This is a genomic window from Nocardia sp. NPDC059764 (assembly GCF_042732555.1).
In the GTDB taxonomy this organism is placed as follows: Bacteria; Actinomycetota; Actinomycetes; order Mycobacteriales; family Mycobacteriaceae; genus Nocardia.
In genome coordinates, this window is the sequence record NZ_JBHWHH010000043.1 from 1 (window position 1) to 23,721 (window position 23,721).

The 23,721-nt window shown below is 69.7% G+C and carries 19 protein-coding genes and 1 tRNA gene; 11 read left to right on the forward strand and 9 right to left on the reverse strand.

The window, feature by feature from the left end; translation table 11 throughout:
* Positions 1-195 (forward strand): hypothetical protein (locus ACFV4K_RS12400; protein WP_379274382.1); only part of this gene is annotated, 195 nt, incomplete at its 5' end.
* Between the two features lie 58 nt (positions 196-253).
* On the opposite strand, the gene ACFV4K_RS12405 is transcribed toward ACFV4K_RS12400, so the two are convergent.
* A complete protein-coding gene (locus ACFV4K_RS12405; protein ID WP_379274384.1) occupies positions 254-1,198 on the reverse strand; it encodes a LysR family transcriptional regulator in 945 nt (314 codons plus the stop codon).
* A 232-nt stretch (positions 1,199-1,430) separates the two neighbouring features.
* On the opposite strand from ACFV4K_RS12405, the gene ACFV4K_RS12410 reads away from it, so the two are divergent.
* From ACFV4K_RS12410 to ACFV4K_RS12420, 3 genes are all read left to right on the forward strand, one after another.
* A complete protein-coding gene (locus ACFV4K_RS12410; RefSeq protein WP_379274386.1) occupies positions 1,431-2,330 on the forward strand; it encodes a tyrosine-protein phosphatase in 900 nt (299 codons plus the stop codon).
* Between the two features lie 71 nt (positions 2,331-2,401).
* Positions 2,402-3,142, forward strand: coding sequence for a spermidine synthase (locus ACFV4K_RS12415; RefSeq protein WP_379274388.1), 741 nt, complete (start codon positions 2,402-2,404; stop codon positions 3,140-3,142).
* Between the two features lie 148 nt (positions 3,143-3,290).
* Positions 3,291-3,863, forward strand: a complete 573-nt coding sequence (locus ACFV4K_RS12420) for a hypothetical protein (protein ID WP_379274390.1) — start codon at positions 3,291-3,293, stop codon at positions 3,861-3,863.
* Here the strand turns inward: ACFV4K_RS12420 and ACFV4K_RS12425 are convergent.
* Both ACFV4K_RS12425 and ACFV4K_RS12430 read right to left on the reverse strand, forming a co-directional pair.
* Positions 3,853-5,121: a YncE family protein gene (locus ACFV4K_RS12425; RefSeq protein WP_379274391.1), complete on the reverse strand. Its 1,269-nt coding sequence runs from the start codon at positions 5,119-5,121 to the stop codon at positions 3,853-3,855. The two genes, ACFV4K_RS12420 and ACFV4K_RS12425, sit on opposite strands and share 11 nt — an antisense overlap.
* 245 nt (positions 5,122-5,366) lie before the next feature.
* A tRNA-Leu gene (locus tag ACFV4K_RS12430) sits at positions 5,367-5,448 on the reverse strand.
* A gap of 390 nt (positions 5,449-5,838) precedes the next feature.
* Here ACFV4K_RS12430 and ACFV4K_RS12435 point away from each other — a divergent pair.
* The gene (locus ACFV4K_RS12435; RefSeq protein ID WP_379274393.1) at positions 5,839-15,183 is read left to right on the forward strand and encodes a fatty acid synthase subunit beta domain-containing protein; all 9,345 of its coding nucleotides are present in this window, start codon (positions 5,839-5,841) and stop codon (positions 15,181-15,183) included.
* Between the two features lie 183 nt (positions 15,184-15,366).
* Complete coding sequence (locus ACFV4K_RS12440) at positions 15,367-15,789, forward strand: holo-ACP synthase (protein ID WP_326311540.1); 423 nt, start codon at positions 15,367-15,369, stop codon at positions 15,787-15,789.
* Between the two features lie 19 nt (positions 15,790-15,808).
* Here ACFV4K_RS12440 and ACFV4K_RS12445 read toward each other — a convergent pair whose 3' ends face one another.
* Entirely contained in the window at positions 15,809-16,447 is a 639-nt protein-coding gene (locus ACFV4K_RS12445; RefSeq protein ID WP_357284577.1) for a TetR/AcrR family transcriptional regulator, read from the reverse strand.
* Between the two features lie 337 nt (positions 16,448-16,784).
* Here ACFV4K_RS12445 and ACFV4K_RS12450 point away from each other — a divergent pair, with 337 nt between their 5' ends.
* On the forward strand, positions 16,785-18,068 hold the full coding sequence (locus ACFV4K_RS12450; RefSeq protein WP_379274395.1) for a hypothetical protein: 1,284 nt from the start codon (positions 16,785-16,787) through the stop codon (positions 18,066-18,068).
* A gap of 168 nt (positions 18,069-18,236) precedes the next feature.
* Here the strand turns inward: ACFV4K_RS12450 and bcp are convergent, their stop codons facing one another.
* Positions 18,237-18,737, reverse strand: a complete 501-nt coding sequence (gene bcp, locus ACFV4K_RS12455) for a thioredoxin-dependent thiol peroxidase (RefSeq protein ID WP_379274397.1) — start codon at positions 18,735-18,737, stop codon at positions 18,237-18,239.
* A gap of 142 nt (positions 18,738-18,879) precedes the next feature.
* On the opposite strand from bcp, the gene ACFV4K_RS12460 reads away from it, so the two are divergent.
* Positions 18,880-19,104 carry a DUF3618 domain-containing protein gene (locus ACFV4K_RS12460; RefSeq protein ID WP_357090596.1) on the forward strand — a complete coding sequence of 75 codons (225 nt, stop codon included), beginning with the start codon at positions 18,880-18,882 and terminating at the stop codon, positions 19,102-19,104.
* Positions 19,105-19,193: 89 nt separating this feature from the next.
* Here ACFV4K_RS12460 and ACFV4K_RS12465 read toward each other — a convergent pair whose 3' ends face one another.
* Positions 19,194-19,496 (reverse strand): excalibur calcium-binding domain-containing protein, encoded by a 303-nt coding sequence (locus tag ACFV4K_RS12465; RefSeq protein WP_379274399.1) that lies wholly within the window; start codon positions 19,494-19,496, stop codon positions 19,194-19,196.
* Between the two features lie 318 nt (positions 19,497-19,814).
* Between ACFV4K_RS12465 and ACFV4K_RS12470 the strand changes: the two genes are divergently transcribed.
* Positions 19,815-20,279, forward strand: a complete 465-nt coding sequence (locus ACFV4K_RS12470) for a MarR family winged helix-turn-helix transcriptional regulator (RefSeq protein ID WP_379274400.1) — start codon at positions 19,815-19,817, stop codon at positions 20,277-20,279.
* Between the two features lie 33 nt (positions 20,280-20,312).
* On the opposite strand, the gene ACFV4K_RS12475 is transcribed toward ACFV4K_RS12470, so the two are convergent.
* Together ACFV4K_RS12475 and ACFV4K_RS12480 are read right to left on the reverse strand one after the other, a co-directional pair.
* Positions 20,313-21,371: a crotonase/enoyl-CoA hydratase family protein gene (locus ACFV4K_RS12475; RefSeq protein ID WP_379274401.1), complete on the reverse strand. Its 1,059-nt coding sequence runs from the start codon at positions 21,369-21,371 to the stop codon at positions 20,313-20,315.
* Between the two features lie 61 nt (positions 21,372-21,432).
* Complete coding sequence (locus ACFV4K_RS12480; protein ID WP_379274439.1) at positions 21,433-21,747, reverse strand: hypothetical protein; 315 nt, start codon at positions 21,745-21,747, stop codon at positions 21,433-21,435.
* Between the two features lie 188 nt (positions 21,748-21,935).
* On the opposite strand from ACFV4K_RS12480, the gene ACFV4K_RS12485 reads away from it, so the two are divergent.
* Complete coding sequence (locus tag ACFV4K_RS12485) at positions 21,936-22,793, forward strand: GNAT family N-acetyltransferase (protein WP_379274402.1); 858 nt, start codon at positions 21,936-21,938, stop codon at positions 22,791-22,793.
* A 16-nt stretch (positions 22,794-22,809) separates the two neighbouring features.
* Here ACFV4K_RS12485 and ACFV4K_RS12490 read toward each other — a convergent pair whose 3' ends face one another.
* Positions 22,810-23,256 (reverse strand): MarR family winged helix-turn-helix transcriptional regulator, encoded by a 447-nt coding sequence (locus ACFV4K_RS12490; protein ID WP_379274403.1) that lies wholly within the window; start codon positions 23,254-23,256, stop codon positions 22,810-22,812.
* A 79-nt stretch (positions 23,257-23,335) separates the two neighbouring features.
* On the opposite strand from ACFV4K_RS12490, the gene ACFV4K_RS12495 reads away from it, so the two are divergent.
* Positions 23,336-23,710 (forward strand): cupin domain-containing protein, encoded by a 375-nt coding sequence (locus ACFV4K_RS12495; protein WP_379274404.1) that lies wholly within the window; start codon positions 23,336-23,338, stop codon positions 23,708-23,710.
* The last annotated feature ends 11 nt before the right edge of the window (positions 23,711-23,721 follow it).

Genomic DNA, 23,721 nt, shown 5'->3' on the forward strand with positions numbered 1-23,721 from the left:
GTTCGACTCGGCACCGCCCCTTCGATATCGCGCGTACGGCGCGACGATCTACTTTCCAGCGGAGCCGCTGAAGAGCTTCTTGGTCAGCTCCGAGATGAGAGCGTCCAAGAGGAAGTTGGCGACGGAACCCATGTGTTCTTCTCCTTCAGATGTTTCCAGAATGAGCTTTCGCTCACGCCGAGAAACGTTATGTGACAGCGGAAAAGAACTGAAATCAATTGTTTCGGATTATCCACAAGCGGGAGTTGTGGATTCAGGACGACATCGCGGGCACGGCGTGATGGAGCTCCTGGAGGCGGGCGACCAGGTCCGGGTTCTCGTCGCGGACCCGGCGGGCCACCTCGACGAACGAGCGCACCAGCGGGCTCTGCTGGCCCGCGCGCCAGCACACCGCGACCTCGTTCGGGGCGGCGTCGGTCACCGGAACCACGCGCACGCCGGGCCATTTGATCCAGGCGGCGCACGGGACGGTCATGGCGATGCCCATGCCCGTCGCGACCTGATGCAGTTCCTCGAGCAGGGTCTTGACCGGGTGAACGACCGGGGCGGGGCGGCCGTCGCGGTGGGACTCCAAGCGCCAGAAGGCATTCCACACCGGATCGGCGGGGCCGGAGGCCAGGATCGGCTCGTCGAGCAGTTCCGCGGCGCTGACCGCGCTGCGGGTGGCCAGGCGGTGGCGAGCGGGCAGCATGGCCATCAGGGGCTGGTGGAACAGCGGCTCGAAGTGCAGGCCGTCATCCACGAAGGGGCGGCGCACGAACGCGACGTCCACCTCGCCGTTCGCCAGTCCGGCCGACGGGGTCTCGTAGGTGAAATGGCTCAGTTCGATGGTGACCTCGGGGTGCCGCGCCCGGAAGGCGGCCAGGATCGGCTCGGTCAGGGTGAGCGCCGCGCCTTCGAGACAGCCCAGAACCAGCCGGTCGTGTTCGCCGCGGTGCACCGCGCGGGCCTCCTCGAGTCCGGAACTCAAGGCGGTGAACACATTCCGGACATGTTTCAGGAACACGGCTCCGGCGGCCGTCAGATCCACCTGGCGAGTCGTCCGGGAGAACAGGGTGACGGCCATATCGTGTTCGAGCTGCTTGATCTGGGTGCTCAAGCCCTGCTGGGAGACGTGCAGCCGCTGGGCTGCGCGGGTGAAACTCAACTCCTCCGCGACCGCGACGAAATACTGCAACTGCCGGGTGTGGATCTCCATGCGGGCAGTCTAGGCAGGTCAGGTGACTGAAATGGGTCATTTTACCAAAGCTTTTGGGAACCTCGGCAAATTTGCAGCAGCACTGCAGTCCTCATGGACCGCCGAATCGACGGGAAACCAGGGGATGTCCCACTGAACGAGACCGGCCGGACTGTTCTCTGTCTGGTTTCCGCCGGTTCACTCCGCCCGCGTAGATCTGTCGGCGATCAACACGCGATTAGGAGTGAGTCAGTTGTCAGTTTCATGGCGTCGTACCGCCGTCGTTGTCGCGCTCAGCGGTGGGCTGCTGGTCAGCCCGCTGCTCGGAAACCTGGCCGGCGGCGAGCTGTCGGCGCTGCCGGCCGCCGTCGCCAAGCCCAGCCAGGATCAGGTCGCCGACGCCCCCCGCCTCGCCAGCGTCGACAACTTCCGCGACGTCGCCGGCACCGGCGCGGGCTACGACGCGCAGGGCAGCCACCACGTCAACAAGGGCGTCTTCTACCGCTCCAACGCGCTGACCCCCAACGACGCCGACCTGGCGACCCTCACCGGCCTGCACGTCGGCACCGCCTTCGACCTGCGCGCCAGCGGCGAGATCGCGGCCAAGCCGGACCGCCTGCCGACCGGCACCTCGTACGTCAACATCTCCATCCTGAGCGGCGACCTGTCCGGTTCCATGGGCAACCTCACCAGCCCCGAGGCCGCCCGCGAGGCCATGCGCGCCCTCAACCGCCAGTTCGTCACCGGCGCCTACGAACGCGCCCGCTTCGCCGACCTCCTGACTCAACTCGCCGACCAGCAGGGCCCGGCCGTCTTCCACTGCACCGCCGGCAAGGACCGCACCGGCTGGACGTCCTACCTGCTGCTCAGCCTCGCGGGCGTCGACCAGCAGACCATCATGAACGACTACCTGCTCACCAACGAGTACTCCGCGAAGTCCATCGCGGCCACCCTCGCGCAGATCACCGCCGCCAAGGGCGCCGGCGCGGCCGCCGTCTACCAGCCGCTGCTGGGCGTCGAGGCGAGCTTCCTGCAGGCCGGAATCGACCAGCTCACCGCCGATTACGGCTCGGTCGACAAGTATCTGAAGGACGGGCTCGGCCTGAGGGGGCAGACCATCGAGCAGCTGAAGCACAAGCTGATCCAGAAGTAGGGCTCCGGCTCCGGCGGGTCCCCCGAGGCAGCGCTGCGGGGGACCCGCTTCGGTCCTGCGATCATGTACCGATGAGTAACCGGTCACGGGACGTGCGGTTCGGGCACGCCGAGCTTCGCGCCGACGCGGAACGGCCGGGTGGGTGGCTGCTGACCGTCAACGGCATCGCCCAGTCCTACATCGACCTGGACGACCCGACCTATCTCGAACTCGAATACGTCCGCTACTTCGGATACGTGGTCGACTCCCTGGAACCTGCCGACGCGCCCCTGGACGTGGTGCACATCGGCGGAGGCGGCTGCACCTTCCCGCGCTACCTCGCGGCCGTGCGGCCCGGCTCCCGCCACCTGGTCATCGAGGCCGACGAGGCGCTGGCCGAATTCGTCGACGAATGCCTCGGCCTGCGCTCGGTACCCGGCCTCGACCTGCGGCTCGGCGACGGCCTCACCGAAATCACCACCCTGCCAACGGCTTCCGCGGACGTGGTGGTGGCCGATGCCTTCGAAGGCCTGCGGATCGCCCAGGGCATCACCGGCCCCGCCTTCACCGCCGAGGTGGCGCGAGTCCTGCGCCCGGACGGGCTCTATCTCCTGAATCTGGTCGGCACCCGCCACCACCTCGACGACATCCGCGCGGCCTTCCCGTACCGGGCCACGCTCGACGGCGACGTCTTCGCCGGATACACCGGCAACCAGGTCCTGGCGGCCAGTCGCGTCCCGCTGCCGCTCGAATCCCTCTATCGGCAAGCGGAACAAGCCTTTCCGCCGGTGCGCGTCGCGGCCGAAGCTCCCGACCCGATGCCCGGGCGGTGAGCCACCTCACAGGGTTTGCTCCGACCTTGGGGGACACAGCTTTACAGTCGGTCATCGAAACGCCATCACCGCGTCACCGCCCCGGCACCGGCGATCCCGAGACTATTCCTCGCACCCGGTGCCGGTCGTCGAGCCTCCACTTCGCCCGGTGTCCGCTCTCGACGCGACACCTCCGTTCATGCCCTCGCGTCGGCCACGGACCGCGGACACCTTCGGCGCCGGGTGCACCCCCACCGTGCGTCCGGAGGTCCCGATGTTCGAATCGTGTTGTTCCCCTCGTGAATCGGCCCACGTGCTCCGCGCCCGCTACGGCCTACCCGTCGAGCTCTACGCCGACCGGCCCCTGCTCACCCTCGGCGCGGCCGTCGAAGCCCTGACCCTCCCCGAACCACTCGGCCGCCAGGTCCTCGACCGCCTGTCCGAGCTGCCGTCCACGCCCGTGATCGCCGACCCGCGCGACCGCCACTGGACCTTCCTGGTCGCCCCGCCACTCCCGAATCACCGTGTACCCCAGCGGCTTCGCACCTTCCTCCAGGGCTACTCGGTGACGCTCCCCGCGCCCGGCGCCCGAATCATGCTGCCCACCAGTGACCAGCCCGGCGGCTGGCACTGGGCCGACGAGCCGGAACCGGGCGGACTCCGTCTGCCCCACCGCGCCGTGGTGCTGTCCGCGGTCCGCCTGGCGATTCTCGAAGGCCCGCTGTCCCGCCTCACCGGGTAGCGGTCGGCGACTTCCAGTCCGCCGGAAGGTGTCCCAGGCGGACGCGCTGCGGATGGTCGCCGACCGGCACCGAGGTGATCTTCGCGCCGGTGGCGAAGTCGATCGCGGTGACCTGGTCGGCGGCGCTCTCGGAGATGAGGCACGCCTTCCCGTCGCCGCTCACGGTGGCCCAGTACGGCTTGGCGGCGGGGATCAGCGGACCCGCCGACAGATCGGCGAGGGTGACGACGGTGGCGTAGTCGTCCATGGTTCCCGCGACACACAGCTTCTTGCCGTCCGGGTCCATCGAAAGCCCGTGGTGGCGTGAGTCGTTGACCCACGTCGTGCGGTCCGGGCCGGTGGCCGGGTTCTTCGGCAGCTCGGCGACCCGCAGGATCTTGTCGGCCGCCACGTCGTATTCGAGGAAGCCGTTGAAGAACGACACCTGGAAGTAGAGCTTCGACTCGTCGGGCAGGAACGCGACCGGCCGGATGGCATCGGACAGATCCTTGCGACCGAACGCGTCCAGCCGCTCCCGCATATCGATGGTCTTCACCACCCGATAGGTGGTGGCATCGGCCACGGTGATCTTGCGATCCCCCTTCGTCCAGTCCAGCAGCGGATCGTCGAACGGCGTGTTCACATCCCCGATCGCCATGTTCCAAATGGTCCCGTCCTTGGCGAAGACGTTCTCGTGCGGCTTGTCGCCGGTCGGGAACCGGCCGAGCTCGACCCCGGTCTCGATGTCCAGCACATGCACGACATTGCCGGTAGAAGCCGACACCGCGACCCGCCGCCCATCCGGCGACACCGCCATGTGATCAGCACGATTCCCCGACACCGCGAACCGCCACTTCACCTTTCCGGTCGCACTGTCGACGGACACCACATCGGCGAAACTGGGCCGCGACGCCACTACCGCCGACCCGTCCGGCGTCGTATACATGTCATCGACGTACTGGTCGTGCCCCTCGCCAACGGTCACCCGAATCCCGAGAAAGTAAGCCAACTTCACCGGATTCAGATAGATCTCGCGCAGCCGCTCATCCTTGTCGGGAATCAGATCGATCGACCCGATTTTCCCGAAATCCCCACGGGCCCTGATGATGTCGGCCGTCCCCTGCCAATTGCTGCCGACCAACATCACCTCCCGCAATCCAGGATCCGCGCTCGCGGGCGCGATCCCCGCGCCGACTGATGCCGCGACGACTGCCCCGGCCAGGCCGGCCGCCTTGCGCCGCGTGCGGCCGCGTCGTGAGGTGCGGGATGGAACTCGCATGGAACGCCCTTCGGTTGCGAATCTGGGTGCGGGTAAGGCTATTCGGTCCCCGACATTCCAGCCCGGGAAAGTCCGCGACGGAAGGTCTTTTCCGGTCGGGGAGGGGCGGGACCGGACAGGGGCGGACGAAAGCCACGAAGGGTTTGCTGACTGGTTGCAGTGCTGTCCGCGGAGATCGTTGGCTAACCCTGTGATTCGGGCAAAGCGGACGTCCCGGCCGGGGGTGGCCGGGGGTGCGGAATGTGTGCGCGAGGCGGGACTTGAACCCGCACGTCCTAGGACACCAGAACCTAAATCTGGCGCGTATGCCAATTTCGCCACTCGCGCTAACGGTACGACCGTCCAAACTTTACCGGGTCTAACGGGGATCGCGAAGCATCGGGGACGTGTGGCGTACTGGTCGGTAACCTCACCTGCGATTATAACGATTTGATAAATGCCAATGTGAGGGAGGCTCACGTTTCCTACATCGGCGTAACCGAGCTCACCAGCGGCTTCAAACATGAGGGAGGGTCATGTTTCTGATTATTCTGGTACGGGCGTACAGAAATACTCGGCGGTAAACCCCTGGTCGGCGGGCCAAACATGAGGAGATCCTCATGATTTTGTGCGATCCTCGGCATCTACCAGGGCCTGCGGGCCGGAGGGATATCTGCGCACCGTGAGCGCGGTCCAGTCCTGTGGAGACGGGCCGCCAGGAGAAGGAAGTCGAACGTCTTGACGATCAACGAGAGCACCGGGACCGGATCGAAGTCCAGGGCGGCGGGGAAGTCACGGGAGAGCGGGATCAGGTCGTCGCTGCTGGACCGGTTGCTGGAGGGCGCGCCGTACGCGCTCGCCTTCGGCGGCCAGGGCGCGCAGTGGCTCACCGAGCTGGAGGAGATCGGGCGCGACTCCGCGCTCGAGCCCGAACTGACCGCGCTGGTCAATGAGGCCGCCGCCGCGCTGGAACCGATTGCGGCGCAGCTGCTCGTGGTCCGGCCGGTCGGGTTCGACCCCATCGCGTGGATGCTGGAAGAAGAGATCGCCGACCCGGAGCAGGGGGAGGTCTCGGGAGCGCCGTCAGCGCAGGTGTTGCGCTCCGCCGCCGTCTCCATGCCGGGTGTGCTCCTGACCCAGATCGCCGCGCTGCGCGCGCTGCGCCTGCAGGGCCTCGACATCGTCGCGCACGTGCCCACCGCGATCATCGGCCACTCGCAGGGCCGCCTGGCCGCCACCGCAGCCGAGGCCCACGGCCGGCGTGACGCCGAACTGCTGGCCATCGCCCAGCTGGTCGGCGCCTCCGCCAGCCTCGTCGCCCGCCGCCGCGGCCTGGTGCCGCTCGGTGAGAAGTCCCCGATGGTCGCCGTCTCCAATGTCGACCCCGAGGCCCTCAAAGCTGTTGTCGCCGAGGTCATGACCGGTGTCGCGCCGGAGAAGGCCGCCGTGCTGTCCATCCGCAACGGCCGCCGTCGCGTGGTGCTCAGCGGCCCGGTCGCCCAGCTCGACCGCGTCCGTCAGCGCGCCGCCGAGATCAATGCCGAGCAGGCCGCCGAGCGCGACGCCAAGAAGCGTGGCGGCGCGGTCTTCGCCCCCGTCTTCGAGGACATCCCGGTCGAGGTGGCCTTCCACCACCCGGCGCTCGCCGAGACCGTGGACCTGGTCCGCGGCTGGGCCCAGCAGTGCGGCCTGGACGCCGACCTGGCCGCCACCCTCACCCAGGAAGTGCTGGTCGACCCGATCGACTGGGTCGGCATCGTCGACGAGACCGTCACCGCGGGCGCGCAGTGGATCCTCGACCTCGGCCCCGGCGACCTGCTGACCCGCCTCACCGCCGGTTCGCTCAAGGGCACCGGCGTCGGCGTGCTCGCCGCCTCCACCCGCCCGGGCCAGCGCAGCCTGTTCACCCCCGGCGCGGCCCCCGAGGTCGCCTCGGCCTGGAGCGAATTCGCGCCCAAGCCGATCCGCCTGCCCAACGGCCGCGTCGTGGTGGAGACCTCCTTCACCCGCCTCACCGGTCGTTCCCCGATCCTGCTCGCGGGCATGACCCCCACCACGGTCGACGCGAAAATCGTTGCGGCCGCGGCCAACGCCGGCCACTGGGCCGAGCTGGCCGGTGGCGGTCAGGTCACCGAGCAGATCTTCGCCGACCGCGTCGAGGAGCTGAAGAGCCTGCTGCAGCCGGGTCGCGCGGTGCAGTTCAACTCGCTGTTCCTGGACCCGTACCTGTGGAAGCTGCAGCTGGGCGGCAAGCGCATCGTGCAGCGCGCCCGCACCGCCGGTGCGCCGCTGGACGGCGTCATCGTCACCGCCGGCATCCCGGAACTCGAAGAGGCCGTGGGCCTGATCGAGGAACTGTCCGAGGTCGGCATCACCCACGTGGCGTTCAAGCCCGGCACCGTGGCGCAGATCCGCGCCGTGCTGCGCATCGCCGACGCGGTCCCCGGCTACCCGGTGATCATGCACATCGAGGGCGGCAAGGCCGGCGGTCACCACTCCTGGGAAGACCTCGACGACCTGCTCCTCGACACCTACGCCGAGCTGCGCGGCCGCGACAATGTCGTGGTCTGCGTCGGCGGCGGCATCGGCACGCCCGAGCGCGCCACCGAATACCTCACCGGCGCTTGGTCGCAGCAGCACGGCTACCCGGCCATGCCGCTGGACGGCGTCCTGGTCGGCACCGCCGCCATGGCGACCCTCGAGGCCACCACCGCCCCCGAGGTCAAGCAGCTGCTGGTCGACACCCCCGGCACCCCCGACTGGGTCGGCGCGGGCACCGCGGTCGGCGGCATGGCTTCCGGCCGTAGCCAATTGGGCGCGGACATCCACGAGATCGACAATGCCGCCTCCCGCACCGGCCGCCTGCTCGACGAGGTCGCCGGTGACGCCGACGCCGTGGCCGCGCGCCGCGCCGAGATCATCGAGGCGCTCGACGGCACCGCCAAGCCGTACTTCGGCGATGTCGCCACCATGACCTACCTGGAGTGGCTGGAGCGCTACGTCGAGCTGGCCGTGGGCCTGGACCGCCGCAAGGACTTCGACTGCGGCGCCGACTTCGCCGACGCCATCGCCGACGCCACCCGCTCGGTCTGGCTCGACATCACCTGGCGCGACCGGTTCGCGGAGATGGTGCGCCGCACCGAATCCCGCCTCAACCCGGCCGACCGCGGCGAGATCGCGACCCTGTTCGCCGACGACTCCGCCTTCGAGACCCCGGTGCAGGCCATCTGCACCCTGAAGGCCGAATACCCGGCCGCCGCCGACACCGTGCTGCACCCGGCCGACGTGCCGTTCTTCGTGTCGCTGTGCAAGATTCCGGGCAAGCCCGTCAACTTCGTCCCGGTCGTGGACCAGGACGTGCGCCGCTGGTGGCGTTCGGATTCGCTGTGGCAGGCCCACGATGCCCGCTACACCGCCGACCAGGTCTGCATCATCCCCGGCACCGTCGCCGTCGCGGGCATCACCCGCGTGGACGAGCCGGTCGGTGAACTCCTCGACCGCTTCGAGCAGGACACCGCCTTCACGCTGGTGCGCGCGGGCGTGGTCCCGGCCGCCGTGGACGGCCGCCGCCGCACCGAGGTCGCGGGAGGACTGCTCGACATCGTGCTGGCCGCACCCGATGTGCAGTGGGCCGGCCGCACCACCGTCAACCCCATCCACCGCCTCGGCGATCTGCGCGAGTGGGTCATGAACGGCAAGGGCGCCAAGCACCCGCCGACCGGCTCCACCCTCTCGGCCACCGATGGCCCCGAGAGTGATTGCGCCTACCTGGAATTGGCGGTCCCGCTGCTGGGCCAGGACGCCGTCCGCATCCGTATGACCGTCCCGGTCTCCGTGTACAACGGCGGCGCGCCGGTCATCACCGAGGACGACGCCGAGGCCGCCATGTCGGCGCTGCTCGCCGTCGCCGCGGGCCAGTCGCTGCCCGAGGTCAAGTCGGTCGACGGCGCGCAGGTCGCGCACGTCAACCTGGCCTGGAGCCCGGACCTGATCGCCGACCACGCCGGTGTCACCGGCGCCGGCCTGCCGGACAGCCTGTCCACCCTCGGCCGCACCGCCCCCGACGTGCTCGTGGGCGCTTGCTGGCCCGCCGTTTTCGCGGTCCTGGGCGCGACCCGCACCGCGGACTCGCACTCCGTCATCGAGGGCATGCTGGACCTGGTCCACCTCGACCATCAGATCGAGCTGCTGGGCGCGCTGCCCGCCGAGCACGCCGTGCTCGCGGTCCGCGCCGAGTCCGCCGAGGTGCTCGACACCGACCTGGGCCGCGTCGTCGAGGTCAAGGTCACCGTCGGCGTCATGCGCGACCACGGCCTGGAGACCCCGGCCGTCGCGACTCTGGTGGAGCGCTTCGCCATTCGCGGCCGCACCGGCCAGGCCGAGCTGTCCGACCCGCCGCGCGCCGCCGGTTCGCTGTCCGACGACGCCACCGACACCCCGCGTCGCCGCCGCCGCGACGTGGCCCTGGTGGCCCCGCGCGCCATGGGCGCCTTCGCGCACGTGTCGGGTGACTTCAACCCGATCCACACCTCCGAGAACGCCGCTCGCCTGGCCGGTCTGGGCACCCCGATCGTGCACGGCATGTGGCTCTCGGCCGCCGCCCAGCACGCCGTCTCGGCGATCGACCTGGGCGACAAGGTGCCGCCGCGCACCATCACCGCCTGGACCACCCGCTTCCTGGGCATGGTCCGCCTCGGCGCGCAGATCGACGTGCGCGTGGAACGCGTTGCGGTGGACCACGGTTCGGAGATCGTCGAGGTCTCCTGCCGCATCGACGGCAACCTGGTGATGACCGCCACCGGCCGCATCGCGCCGCCGAAGACGGTCTACGCCTTCCCGGGACAGGGCATTCAGGCCAAGGGGATGGGCCTGGACGCACGCACCCGGTCCAAGGCCGCCAAGGAGATCTGGGACCGCGCCGACAAGCACACCCGTGAGGCCCTGGGCTTCTCGATCCTGGCCGTGGTGCGCGACAACCCGACCTACCTCAAGGCGCGGGGCGTGGAATACCGCCACCCGCAGGGCGTGCTGCACCTGACCCAGTTCACCCAGGTGGCCATGGCCACCCTCGGTGTGGCCCAGGTCGCCGAGCTGCGCGAGGCGGGCGCCTTCATCGAGGGCGCGATGCTGGCGGGCCACTCCGTCGGTGAGTACAACGCCCTCGCCGCCGCGGCGGGCGTGCTGCCGCTGAACGCGGTGCTGGAGGTCGTGTTCCAGCGCGGTTCGGCCATGCACGAGCTGGTGCCCCGGGATGCCCAGGGCCGCAGCGATTACCGCATGGCCGCCATCCGCCCCTCGCAGATCGGCATCGCCGACGACGCGGTCATCGGCTGGGTCAAGGGCCTGGGCGAGCAGGCCGGCGAGTTCCTCGAGGTCGTGAACCTGAACCTGCGGGGCGCGCAGTACGCCATCGCGGGCACGGTGAAGGGCATGGAGGCGCTCGAGGACGAGATCGAGCGCCTGCGCGCCGAGACCGGCGGCAAGCGCGCGTTCGTGCTCATCCCGGGAATCGACGTGCCGTTCCACTCGACCGTGCTGCGCGCCGGCGTGCCGGAGTTCCGCACCAAGCTGCTCGACTTGCTGCCCGCGGACCTGCAGCCGGAGCTGCTGATCGGCCGCTACATCCCGAACCTGGTGCCCAAGCCGTTCAACCTGGAGCGTGAATTCGTCCAGGAGATCGCGGATCTGGTGCCGTCGGAGCCGCTGGCCGAGGTGCTGGCGAACTGGGCCGACTGGTCTTCCGAGGCCAAGCGCGTCGAGCTGTGCCGCGTGGTCCTGGTCGAGCTGCTGGCCTGGCAGTTCGCCAGCCCGGTCCGCTGGATCGAGACCCAGGACCTGCTGTTCACCGATGTGGAGCACGGCGGCGTGGGCGTCGAGCGGTTCGTCGAGATCGGTCTGGCCGCAACGCCGACCGTGGCGAACCTGGCCTCGAACACGCTGAAGCTGCCGCAGTTCGGCAACGCTGTCGTCGAGGTGCTCAATATCGAGCGCGAGCGCGGCATCGTCTACTCGACCGACACCGACCCGGCCCCTGTGGAGGAGCCGGAGGAGACCCCGGCCGAGACCGCTTCCGCCGCACCGGCGCCCGCCGCCGCTGCCGCCCCGGCCCCCGTGGCCGTGCCGACCGGTGGCCCGACCCCGGACGACATCGCGTTCTCCGCCGCCGACGCCACCCGCGTGCTGATCGCGCTGTGGACCAAGCTGCGGATGGACCAGATCGGCCCGGTGGACACCATCGAGGGCCTGTGCGACGGCGTGTCCTCGCGCCGCAACCAGCTGCTCGTCGACCTCGGCGCGGAGCTCTCGCTCGGTGCCATCGACGGTGCCGCCGACGCCGACATGGGCGCGCTGTCCAACACCGTCGACCGTCTGGCCCGCACCTACAAGCCGTTCGGTTCGGTGCTGTCCGACTCCATCGGCGACCACCTGCGCAAGGTGTTCGGCCCGTCCGGCAAGCGTCCGGCGGCCATCGCCGACCGGGTCAAGAAGACCTGGGGTCTGGGCGACGGCTGGGCCAGCCACGTCACCGCCGAGGTCTCCCTCGGCACCCGTGAGGGCCAGTCGGTCCGCGGTGGCGACCTGGGTGGCCTGGTGGCGGGCGGACTGTCGGACGCCGCGTCCGTGGACGCCGCGATCGACGCCGCCGTGCAGTCCGTGGCCGCGCGCCGCGGAGTCTCGGTCTCCATGCCCTCCGCCGGTGGCGGTGCGGGCGGCGCGACCGTCGACGCCGCCGCGCTGGGCGAGTTCACCGAGCAGATCACCGGCCGCGACGGCGTGCTGGCGCAGGCCGCCCGGGTGATCCTGGAGTCCCTCGGCCACGCCGAGCAGGCGTCCGCGCCGGAGGCCACCGAGGACACCCTGGTGGATCTGGTGTCGGCCGAACTGGGTTCGGACTGGCCGCGTCTGGTCGCGCCCGCGTTCGACGCCAAGAAGGCCGTCCTGATCGACGACCGGTGGGCCTCGGCCCGTGAGGATCTGGCCCGCCTGTGGTTCGGCAACGACGGCTCGCTGCCCGCCGAACCCGCCGTCGAGGGCTACCTCGGCGCCGGTGAAGCCGTTGCGGCGCAGGCCACCTGGTGGCGCAACCGCGCCATGAAGGCGGCCCGCTCGGTGCTGGCCGGCGTCTACGGCGCCATCGCCGAGGCCGCGCTCAGCTCGGCCGAGCCGGGCATCTGGTCCTCCGACATCGCCGTGATCACCGGCGCCAGCAAGGGTTCCATCGCGGCGGCGGCCACCGGCCGGCTGCTCGCGGGTGGCGCGACCGTCGTGGTCACCACCTCCAAGCTGGACGACGACCGCCTGAGCTTCTACAAGCAGCTCTACCGCGACAACGCCCGCAAGGGCGCGGCGCTGTGGGTGGTTCCGGCGAACATGGCCTCCTACACCGACATCGACGCGCTCATCGACTGGGTCGGCACCGAGCAGGTCGACAATGCCGGCGGCGCCAAGATCCTGGTCAAGGAGGCGATGACCCCCACCCTGCTGCTGCCGTTCGCCGCGCCCCGCGTGGCCGGCGACCTCTCCGACGCCGGCGCCCGCGCCGAGATGGAGATGCGGGTGCTGCTGTGGTCGGTGGAACGCCTGATCGGCGGCCTGTCCGCCATCGGCGCCGACCACGATGTGGACGCGAAACTGCATGTGGTGCTGCCGGGTTCGCCCAACCGCGGCATGTTCGGCGGGGACGGCGCCTACGGCGAGTCCAAGGCCGCCCTGGACGCCATCGTCGCCAAGTGGCGCGCGGAGACCTCCTGGTCCGAGCGGGTCACCCTGGTGCACGCGCTGATCGGCTGGGTGCGCGGCACCGGCCTGATGGGCGGCAACGACCCGCTGGTCGAGGCCGTCGAGAAGGCTGGCGTGCAGACCTGGTCCACCATCCAGATGGCCGACGAGCTGCTCAAGTGGTGCACCTCGCGGGCCCGCGTGGTGACCGCGTCCGGACCGCAGCAGATCGACCTCACCGGTGGTCTGGCCGGTGCCAAGCTGGATCTGCCCGCCCTCGCCAAGGAGGCGCGCGAGCAGGCCGAGGCCGAGGCCGCGGCCGCCGACTCCGAAGGCGTTGACGGCTCGACCATTTCCGCCCTGCCCGCTCCGCCGACCCTGAGCTCCAAGCTGGTCACCCCCGAATGGGGTTCGGTCACCGCCGATCTCGACGACATGGTCGTCATCGTCGGCGCGGGCGAGCTCGGCCCCTACGGTTCGGCGCGCACCCGCTTCGAGATGGAGGTCTCCGACCAGCTCTCCGCCGCGGGCGTGCTGGAGCTGGCCTGGACCACCGGCCTGGTCACCTGGGAGAACGACCCCAAGCCGGGCTGGTACGACACCGAATCCGGTGACTACGTCGAGGAATCCGAGCTGGCCGACCGCTACCACGACACCGTGGTGGAGCGCTGCGGCGTCCGCCGCTACGGCGACGACGGCGCCATGATCGAGAACGCGGCCCCGCTGCTCACCTCGGTGTTCCTGGACAAGGACCTGTCCTTCGTGGTCAACAGCGAGGCCGAGGCGCGCGCCTTCGTCGCCGCCAACCCGGAGCAGACGGTCGTCACCCCGGTCGCGGGCACGGGCGACTGGCAGGTGACGCGCAAGGCGGGCACCGAGATTCGCGTGCCCCGCAAGGCCAAGCTGACCCGCACCGTCGGCGGCCAGATCCCCACCGGCTGGGATCCCACCAAGTGGGGCATCTCCGCAGACATGGTGAGCTCGGTCGACCGGGTGGCGCTGTGGAACATCGTCTGCACCGTGGACGCGTTCCTGAGCTCCGGCTTCAGCCCCGCCGAACTGATGAGGTGGGTGCACCCGGCCATGGTGGCCAACACCCAGGGCACCGGTATGGGCGGCATGTCGTCGATGCGCTCGCTCTACATCGACAACCTGCTCGGTGAGCCGCACGCCAACGACATCCTGCAGGAGGCCCTGCCCAACGTCGCCCTGGCGCACGTGGTGCAGAGCTACGTCGGCTCCTACGGCGGCATGATCCACCCGGTCGCGGCCTGCGCGACCGCGGCGGTCTCCGTCGAGGAGGGTGTGGACAAGATCAAGCTCGGCAAGGCCGACCTGGTCGTGGCCGGCGGTTACGACGACCTCGGCATCGAGGGCATCGTCGGCTTCGGCGACATGTCCGCCACCGCCGACTCGGCCGTCATGTCCGCCAAGGGCATCAGCGACCGTTACTTCTCCCGCGCCAACGACCGTCGCCGCGGCGGCTTCGTGGAATCGCAGGGTGGCGGCACGGTGCTGCTGGCCCGCGGTTCGGTGGCCCTGGAGATGGGTCTGCCGGTGCTGGGCGTGGTCGCGTTCGCGCAGTCCTTCGCCGACGGCGTGCACACCTCGATCCCGGCTCCGGGCCTGGGCGCCCTGGGTGCGGGCCGCGGTGGCCCGGAGTCCAAGCTGGCCAAGGAACTCGGCAAGCTGGGCGTCGGCGCCGACGAGATCGCGGTCATCTCCAAGCACGACACCTCCACCGCCGCAAACGATCCCAACGAGTCCGAGCTGCACGAGCGGCTGGCCTCGGCGATCGGGCGCTCGGAAGGCGCTCCGCTGTTCGTCATCTCGCAGAAGGCCCTCACCGGTCACGCGAAGGGCGGCGCGGCGGCGTTCCAGATGATCGGCCTGTGCCAGGTGCTCGAGCAGGGCGTCATCCCGCCCAACCGCAGCCTCGACTGCGTGGACGAGAAGATGGCCCAGTACCCGCACCTGGTGTGGCTGCGCGAGGCGCTGACCGTGGGAGATCGCTTCCCGCTCAAGGCCGGTCTGGTCACCTCGCTCGGCTTCGGCCACGTCTCCGGCCTGGTCGCCATCGTGCACCCGCAGGCCTTCGTGGAGGCCATCGCCGACGCCGAGGCGCGAGAGGCGTACCAGCGCAAGGCCGAAGAGCGTCAGCTCGCGGGCCGTCAGCGCTTCGCCGAGGCGATGTGCGGTGGCGCTCCGATGTACGAGCGGCCCGCCGACCGCCGCCTGGGCGGCGACGGCACCCCGGCCAAGCAGTCGCGGCAGCTCGAGGCCGACATGCTGCTCTCGCAGCGGGCGCGGCTGGGCTCCGACGCCGTCTACGTGACGGCGCCGCAAGGACCGGCCTGCCGGTAAGTAGCTCACGGCAGGTTCGACACGGCGGGTTCGTGTCCTGTGCTCCGCGCGAGCACCGGACGCGGGCCCGCCGTTCCATGTCGGTGATCCGACGGTAGAGCGCGGAGCCTACGGTGCCGTAGGTCCGCTGGTATGTTCGCAGCCAATTCGACTGCACTACGAGGAATCTAGGAGTCCCGCACTGTGACGATCCTGGGTATCGGCCTGGACTTGGTCACCATCTCCGAGTTCGCCGAGCAAATGGAACGTACCGGAACCACCATGCTCCGGGAGAGTTTCACCGCTGGGGAGCGGCGCTATTGCCAAAGCAAGGGCACCGACCCGGCACGCAGCTATGCCACCCGCTGGGCCGCGAAGGAAGCGGTCATCAAGGCGTGGGCGTCATCCCGCTTCGCCCGCAGCCCGCAGATCGGCGACAACCCGTATCCGCTGATCGAGGTCGTCAACGACGCCTGGGGACGGCCCAGCATCAAATTGCACGGGCTGGCAGCGGAATTCCTGCCGCGGGTCCGAGTTCACCTGTCGCTCACCCACGATGGCGACACCGCCGCCGCCATGGTGGTGCTCGAGGATCCGGGCGAGCTCGCCGATCTGATCCGCGACTGACGCGGTTCGCGGGTGCGCGCTACTCCGGATCGAAGGTGGTGCGCTGCCCGCCGGATCGCGATTCCTTCTCCGCGATCAGCAGATACGCCACCATGAGGCGCTTGAGCTCGGCGACGGCGTCCTCGTGGGCCAGGCCGTCCTGGACCGAGAAGTTCAGCATCGAGTACACGACGTGCACCAGCACCTGCGCCATCATGGAGCGGCGGCCGCGCGGGGTGCGCGGCATCAGCGGGCGCAGCATCTGCGAAACCGCTTCGGCGAACTCCTTTTCGTGGATCGCGCCGGTGGCCCGGGTGGACGGGGTGGACTGCATGGCCAGCCACACCTCGCGCCGGGAGGGGTCGGTCATCCACAGGTCGGCCAGGTGGTCGACGAGCTGGGTCATGTGCCGCAGCCAGTCCATGGACGGGATCTCGCCGTGGAAGTCGGCCAGCTCCTGTGAAACCGCCACCAGGTCTTGGCGATTCAGCTCGCAGACGATGACGTACTTGTTGGCGAAGAACTGGTAGAGCGTGCCGATCGGCACCTCCGCGCGGGCCGCGACCTCTTCGCAGGTGAACGATTCGAAGCCGACCTCGACCAGTAATTCGCGGGAGGCCTGCAACAGGGCGTCGAACTTGCGCTTCGATCGTTCCTGCGTCGGGCGGCGACGGGGCATCAGCTCCTGTGGGTCGTCCTGCAGCTCCAACGCAGGGTCCGGTCGTCGCGCCGACCTGGTTCCCGTGCGTGCTTCCACGCTCAACAGCCTACGGGTTACGACACGCGCATGACACGCTGCGGTAGTTCGTGTGTCACCGAATCCGACCCATCCGAGCCGTCGTCGGCTCCGAAGAATCATCGCAGCTGCCTCTCAGCTGCGGTTCTCCGTTGAAAGGGGCCCGGCCTCTTTCGAACCCGGTTCGTCCTCGGTTCTCCTCTCTCGACCGCGTGATCCTCGCCTGTACGTCGACGTTGGAAGGCTGATTGTGGTTGCTTCTACCCCTGTTCGTACCGCGGTGACGCTCGGCGTCGCCACCGAGCGCGGCACGGTGCGCGCCGTGGCCCTCGCCGATACGGGCGACAAGCTGACCGAGCGCGTGGTGCTCGAGCGCGTCCTGCCGATCGGCGGAGATGCGAAGGCCGACTTGGCGGTCGCGGTGGAGACGGCGCTCGAGGACATCGCCGACAAGATCGGCGCGGATCGGGAGATCATCGGCGCGGCCGTCACCTACCGTGACGCCGCCGAGCGCCGCGCCATCGTCACCAAGCTGGCCGCCGGTCCCTGGCACGACGCCTCGCTGGTGTCCGCCAAGGCCTCGCACCTGGCGGTGGCCCGAGCCATGACCTGGGTGGACGAATTCGAGGATCTCGCCATCTGCGAGGTGGTGCCCGGCTTCCAGGCGTTCTCCCTCATCTCGCCGGACCGCGCCCGGGTGCTCGCCGCAGTGACGCTGACCGGCGGCGCGGCCACCGACGACGCCATGCGTTCCGCGGTCACCGCCGCCTGGGACCAGTTCGACGCTGCCGGGGTGAAGCCGGACGCGGTGGTGCTGATCGGCTCCGCCGCAACCGAATCCGCCGTGGTGGCGGCGCTGGAGTCCGGCTTCGGCGCGCCCGTGATCCCCTGCCAGGTGGCGGCGGCCGCCCCGGCCCTCGGCGCGGCGCTGACCGCCCTGCCCGAGGCCGAGTTCGCGGGGGAGGTGGCCGAGCGCATTCGCCGGGCCCGAGGTTCGGCGGCGCTGTTCGCGGCGGCCAGCGTACTGGCGGGTGGCCTGGTGGTGGGCGGCGTCCTCGCCTCGGGCAGCGAGTCCAAGAAGGTGCCCGAGCCCGTCCTCACCGATTCCCGGGTCACCGCCGACGGGCGCAATGGCGAGCACCGGATGGGTGACGCGGCCGTCCCCGGCCAAGACTCGGGTTCCGTCCTCGGGGCCGACGGCCTGCCGATCGGCCCGGTGGCGGGGGAGGACGACGTGGTCCCGAACGCGGACCCGCAGCCCGCGACCGAATTGCAGCCCGGCGATGTGGTGACCGTCGACCCGGCCACCCTGAACTGGGGTCCCGCGCGTTCCGGCGGCAAGCCGCGGCCGCTGATCAAGGCCGAGCCGGAGCACGCGATGGCCTCGAGCCCGGAGTCGATCATCCCCGCCCCGACCCGCACGGCGGGCTCCCCGGGCGAATCCGGCTTGTTCCCGGGCGAACTCGCGCCGCCGGCCCCGGGCACCGCGGAGTTCGCCTCCTGGTGGGACAACCACTGGCGCATGATGCTGCAGTGGGCCGCCCAGATGATGCCCAAGGTCTAGGACCCGCCCTGATATGACGAGAACCCCGGCTCCGGAATGGGCCGGGGTTCCGCGCTTTCGGTGGCCGGGGTGACAGCTGATTTCGTGCCGATCCGGGTAACTCCCCGGGGACGTCCACGATCGTTTCGGCACTTACCGCCGGTCCGGATGCGAGACGGTCGACGGCTCTCAGTTGTCCGCTGAAGTCTCGGGGAGGCCGAGATGCAGGTCGCGGCGCAGCTTGGCGACGTGGCCGGTGGCCCGCACGTTGTACTGGGCAACCTCGACCTTGCCGTTCTCGTCGATCAGGAAGGTGGACCGGATGACGCCGGTTACCTTCTTGCCGTACATCATCTTCTCGCCGAAGGCGCCGTACGCGGCCAGCGTCTCCTTCTCCGGATCCGACAGCAGCGGGAAGGTGAGCTGTTCGGCGTCGCGGAACTTGGCCAGCTTGGCCGGCTTGTCGGGGGAGACGCCGATGACGTCGATGCCCGCGCCGTCGAGATCGGCCAGGTTGTCGCGGAAATCGCAGGCCTGCTTGGTGCAGCCGGGAGTGCTGGCGGCCGGGTAGAAGTACACGATCACCTTGCGGCCGCGGTAGTCCGACAGCGAGACGTCCTTGCCGTCGGCGTCGGGCAGGGTGAAGGCGGGCGCGGTGTCCCCGGGACTGAGTCGGTGATTCTCGGTCATGCCGCCACGCTAGTCGACGGGCTCGAGCCGGTGTTGGCGATACACTCTCGGCAGGTCGGCTCGCCTGCGCGTGCGTCGCGCGAGAGCGGCCCCGATTCGACGGCGCCGCGGATTCCGCGCGGCTTTCAGACAGGAGTGTGACGTGGCGAGAGATACCGAGGCGATCGAGCGGGAGATCGAGGCCGCACGCAACCGGCTCGCGAGCACCCTCGACGAGCTGGCGGTACGCGCCGACCCCCAGCGGCTGGCGGAGAATGCGAAACAGTCCCTGGTGGCCAAGATCAACGAGCCGAAGATCAAGTACAGCCTGATCGGCGCGGGCGCCCTGATCGCGACCCTGGTCGTGGTGAAGATCTTCCGCCGCTGAGCGGCAGCGGTACCCGGGGGACAGCCCCCCGAACCCGAACATGAATGTGGCCCGGTCCAATTGGACCGGGCCACATTTTTGGGTCTCGCTCAGACCGTCGGGCAAGCCATGCCGGTGCCGTCGGGGTCCAGGTGCGGGCTGTAGCCGGGCTGGCCGCGGAACAGCGGAGCGGCGCCGGCGGCGCGGGCCTGGTCGCAGTTCTGGTACACGGGGCCGCCGGCGGAGCCGGTCTGGCTGAGACCCGCGGAGCCGGTGGCGGCCGAACCGGTGTCGATGGCGGAGGATCCGGTACCGGCGGATCCGGTGATGACATCGGCGGTGGCGGCGGTCTGGGCTGCGATGGTCGTCAGGCCCGCGACGCTGGCGGTGACGAGTAGCCGGCGAACGTTCATGTATTCCTCAATGTCGGCGCGGTTAGGTTTAGCTGGCCCGAGTGTTCTGGCGCAACGTTGCATTGTCAACCGGATGAGCTATGCATAGAGGTGAATTAGGGGATTTACCCCGAATGTCGGAACCTCTTCTGCCACTGTGTGTCTCATTCGTCCTGACCGAAATGCGCTCGGGCATTGACGATTTCCGCCAGAACTACGCAAATCGAACGGTCAGTACTGTACCGAAGGTTGCATGCCGGGGGTGGCGTGGATTCTCCGTGAACTTCCTGAGGATCATGATGGTGTCCATGTCAACTATTTCCCGATATCATGGATGCCATGACGCGCTGGCTGACCGATGAGGAACAGACGACCTGGCAGTCCTTCATCCGCATGCGGCAACGCCTGGACTCGGCGATCGCCGCCGGACTGACCCGGGACGGGCTGTCGTTCTCCGACTACGAGGTGCTGGTCGCGCTGTCCGCGGCCGGTGGCCAGCTGCGCGCCAAGGAACTGGGCGCGGAGATCTGCTGGGACAAGAGCCGCCTGTCCAAGCATCTGTCCCGGATGGCGACCCGCGGCCTGGTGGACCGCTGCCAGGCCGCCGACGACGCCCGCGGCCGCGAGATCCGGCTCACCGACGCGGGTCGCGCCGCCCTCGAGTCCGCCGCGCCGAATCACGTCGAGCTGGTGCGTCGGCTGTTCATCGATGAGATGACCGCCGAGGAGGCGAAGGCCGTGCGCTCGCTGGCCGACCGCGTGGTCGCCGAGGTCGAGCGCACGGATTCGGACGGGATCGACTGAGCCGCGACCGGCGGGGTCGCCGACCCGGCCGGACTACACCTCGGGCTCGGCCGGTTTCGACTCGCCGGCGGGCTTCTCGAATTGCGCGCGCTTCCAATCGCCGAACGGCTCGTCGCGCTCCCGCACGGCCTCGCGGAAACCGGCGGTGGCCGAGCGCAATTGGAAGGCGTAGCCCTCGCGGGTGTGCCGTGAGATCCCGTCGAACACGGTGCTGACCATGCCGGAGTTGGCCACGCCCTGGCTGAGCAGCGCGCTGTTGAGGGCCAGCTTCGCCATGACCAGCTGGTTGATCGGCACCATCGAAATGCGTTCCAGCAGTTCCTCGGTGCGCGCGTCCAGTTCGTCGGCGGGCGGGGCCTCGATGGCGAGGCCCCATTCGAGGGCCTGTGTGCCGCTGAGGCTGTCGCCGGTGAACAGCAGGCGCTTGGCCCGCTGATCGCCGACGCGGTGCGCCCACATGCCCGCGGCGGGGATGCCCCAGGTGCGGGTGGGCGGGTAGCCGAAGCGGGCGTCGTCGGCGCAGATGATCTGGTCGGCGAACAGCGCGATATCGGTGCCGCCCGCGATGGCGAAGCCGTGCACCTTGGCCACGGTCGGCTTGTTGGCGTGCAGCAGGCTGGAGAAGCCGCGGTTGAATCGCGACATCATGGCGTAGTCGACCATGGGATCCCAGGTGGCCCACGGATTGTGATTGCGCGCCTGCACGACCGGATCGAGCACGCTGCCCTCGGCGGGCTGGGCGCCCTCGGCCGGTTCGAGGCCGTTCTCGGCGAAGATCGACAGGTCGTAGCCGCCGCAGAAGCCCTTGCCGCGCCCGCTCACCACGATGACGTGCACCCGCGGATCCAGGTCGGCGCGTTCGACGGCCGCGGCCAGTTCGATCGGGGTGTCGACGGTGATGGCATTGCCGCGCTCGGGCCGGTTGAAGGTGATGCGCGCGATCCGGCCGGTCACCTCGTAGGTCAGGGTGCGCCCGGTGTACTCGTTCACCGGTTCCGGGCGGCCCGCGAACAGCGAGTCCTCGCCACCGGTCAGGTCGTCGCGCCAGGCGGCCGGGCGGGTGCCGGCGTGATTCTCATAGTCGGGGGACACTCAAGCAGTGAACCCTGGTTCATTTCTTGCTGTCAAGAGTTCACGGGCGACGGGTTTCCCGCTACTCCCAGGGCTTGACCGGCGGTTTCACCCACAGGATCTTCTCGTCCGCGTGATCGCGCACGGCCGCCGGATGCCCCGGATTCCGGGCCGCCCAGGAGTCCTTCTCCCCGAGTAGCCGGGCCACCACCTGCCAGGTCTCCTCGGTGCTGGGCGGATTGGTGTCCGCCGCCCGGGCCAGTTTCCGCCGCTGCGCCACCGGCAGCTCCAGCAGTTCGTCCCCGCTGATCCCGCGTGCCCAGACATACGCGGCCAGCCGCCGAGCCTTCTCCTCGCGGCTCCGGCTGGCGTGATCGGAATGTGCGTAGTCGGCCATCTCTTCCTCGAACTTCGCGCAACCTCGCAGGTCGCGGGCCATGACACACCGACCCTACCGGAGTTCCGGCCTCGATCGGCCGCCCGCTCGGGCCCCTACCGCCGCGACCGGCCCGCGCCGCTGTCGCTCTGTGCCGGGCTCCGCGAATCCTGCCGAGTAGCAGCGGTTTTGCGACTACCGTTGGTCGCATGCCGGAGACCGTGCGCATCGATGATCTGGTCGTTTCCCGGGCGACGCCGGGGGAGTGGGCCACCGTGGTGGAGTGGGCCGCCGCCGAGGGCTGGAATCCGGGGCGGCGGGATACCACCGCGTATTTCGCGCAGGATCCCGACGGGTTCTTCCTCGGGCGGGTGAACGGGGAGCCCGCGTCCGCGGTCTCGGTCGTCAACTATGGCGCGGACTACGCCTTCCTGGGTTTCTATCTGGTGCGGCCGGAGCTGCGCGGGCGTGGATTCGGGCTGGCCACCTGGGAAGCCGGGCTGAAGCACGCGGGAAACCGGGTGGTCGGCCTGGACGGGGTGCCCGCGCAGCAGGACAACTATCGGCGCAGTGGATTCGAACTCGCCTACAGCAGTGCGCGATTCATCGGCGTGCCACGACTGCCATTGCCCGACAACGCGGTCACGGCGCTCGCCCCGGCGGATACGGCGGAACTGCTGCCGTACGACTCCGCGTGCTATCCGGCGGATCGCCCCGCATTTCTCACCGCCTGGCTCGACGAGCCGGGACATCGGACGTTCGCGCGCATTGTCGACGGCACGCTCACCGGGTACGCCGTCCTGCGCCCGGCCCGGGACACCCTGCGGGTCGGGCCCTTGTTCGCGGACACTCCCGCCGACGCGCGTCAGCTGCTGGCCGCGCTGGCCGCGCACGCGGCGGGAATGCCGCTGGCGGTGGATGTTCCGCTGGTCAACGAGCCCGCGGTGCGCCTGATGGAGGAGGCCGGCCTGACGCCGAGCTTCGAGACCGCGCGCATGTACACCGGGCCGGTGCGGGATTTCCGGCTGGATCGGGTGTTCGGCACGACCACCCTCGAACTGGGCTGAGTGCCACGCGGATCGGTCACCAGGCCGAGGGGCGCACGCGGCCCGGCGTGACCACGCGCGCGAGGGCGTTGCGCAGCCCCACCGTCGCTTCGAGCCCGAGTGTCGCCGCCCACCGCTCGGTGAATCGGGCCGCGGCGGCGTCGGCGGCGCGGGTGCAGGCCCAGCCGCGTTCGGTGAGCGTGACGAGCTTGGCGCGGGCGTCCGTGGGATGCGGATTGCGCTGCGCGTAGTCCTTTTTGACGAGTTCGTCGACCAGCTGGCTGGCCGCCTGCTTGGTGACGCCCAGGTGTTCGGCGATCTCGCCGACCGTCGCCCCGGACGGCGCCATGCGCACGAAGGCGAAGCCGTGGGTGGGCCGGATGTCGGTGAACCCGGCCGCCACGCAGCCGTCGTTGATGGCGTCGGTCACCTCGGCGGCGGCTGCAAGCAGCAGCAGCGGCAGGTCCTGTGCGGGTCCGGGCATGTCTGAGATCTTGGCACTTGACAAATAAGTCAACAAGCTTGACTATATAGTCAAGCAGCTTGACCAAAGGAGAGTGTCCATGCCCGTCGTCCACGCCGTCGATATCCAGTCTCACGAGATGCACGGTTCCCGCTTCACCCCTTTGATTCGCCCCAGCGTCGGCAGCAGTGAGCTGTGCGTGTGGCGCCTCGAGATCGCGCCCGGCACCCAGGGTGTCGCGCACCGCATCCACCGCGAAGAGGGCTTCGTGGTGCTGGCGGGCTCGATCACGCTGACCATTCAGGGGGAGTCGGCACGACTCGCCGCCGGTGACGCGGGCGTGGCGCCCGCGGATTCGGTCATCCGCCTCGACAATCCCTCCGACCGGCCCGCCGAGGTGCTGGTCACCGCCCCGGTCGGCTTCACCGGCGAGCTGCTCGACGGCACCGTGGTGAACCCGCCCTGGGTGAACTGACCCCGCCCGCT